Annotated in this window: 1 protein-coding gene; it reads right to left on the bottom strand. The window is 50.0% G+C overall.

All coding sequences use genetic code 11. The features are described from left to right. Positions 1 to 992 (bottom strand): IS30 family transposase (locus tag ACYVRB_RS14245; RefSeq protein ID WP_461216069.1); only part of this gene is annotated, 992 nt, incomplete at its 3' end. Positions 993 to 1,101: the final 109 nt, after the last annotated feature.

The following is a 1,101-nucleotide window of genomic DNA, read 5'->3' as shown; positions in this document are numbered from 1 at the left end:
AAGTGCAACTTTTTACCCATGAAGACTTCTGATGGCGTCTTCCAGCCTAAGACCTTGCGTGGTCGATTATTCAGTTGTTCAATGTAAGTCTCAATTTCCTGGTCGCTCTGAAGGTCTAGGTCTGTGTTCTTGGGAAAGTATTCTCTAATCAGTCCGTTGGTGTTTTCGTTAGTTCCTCGTTGTTGAGGCGCGTGTGGGTCAGGAAAGAAGACCTTTGTATTCAGACGTTCTGCCAGCTCCCTGTACCGGGCAAACTCCCTTCCACGGTCAGGAGTCACTGTTCTTACTCGGTTAGCTGGTAAGGCACCAAGCAGCTCAATCATGACGTCTCTAACAGTGTCAGCTTTTGCGTTGGCCGTTCGCTTCGAAAGCAGATAGCGTGATTTACGGTCAACTAATGTTACTAATGCAGAGTGTCCTGTTTTACCGCGTACTGTATCGCCTTCCCAGTGACCAAACCAGCTGCGATTTTCTGCCGACCGGGGTCGGTCGTGAATTGATGGCACGTCATTGAAGCGCCCCCGGCGTTCATTTATGGTGCCTTTGATTTTGCGCGTCTTGCCTCGGTGTCGAAGCAGCCTTGGTAGCCCGCGAGCACCATGGCTCTTCAATGGAACGCCGAGATTATCTAGGTAGATACCTCTGTAGATAGTCGAATAGCTGATGCGAATAGGACTGCCTTCTAGTGACAAGCGACCGGCAATCTGCTCAGGCGACCAATGTAGCACCGTGATATATCGAATGACAGCGTCACGAGTCCCCGGTCGATCGAGGATCCGAGGACGCCTGCTAGCCATGCGAACCCGCCGGTAGCGGTCCTGAGCGGTGGCTGCCGAATAGTTCCGCCAGCCGCCGTTACGTGCAATTTCACGGCTGACTGTACTCTTGGAACGACCTATCTCTTTGGCGATGGTATCAAGAGTTTTGCCTGTAGAGATACCAAGCAGTATCGATTCACGGTCTTTTAAGGTAAGATGGGTGTACGGACTCATAGTCGAGTTCTCCTTGTAGTTGGTCTTGTGGTGATTCCATTTTACAAGGACTCAGGCTATGAGTCTTTTCTATTTGACTAATTTGTTGCACTTGAATTGTAAATCCGTC

The organism is Lacticaseibacillus boliensis (genome assembly GCF_054784775.1).
This window is presented reverse-complemented; position numbering and strand designations above follow the sequence as displayed.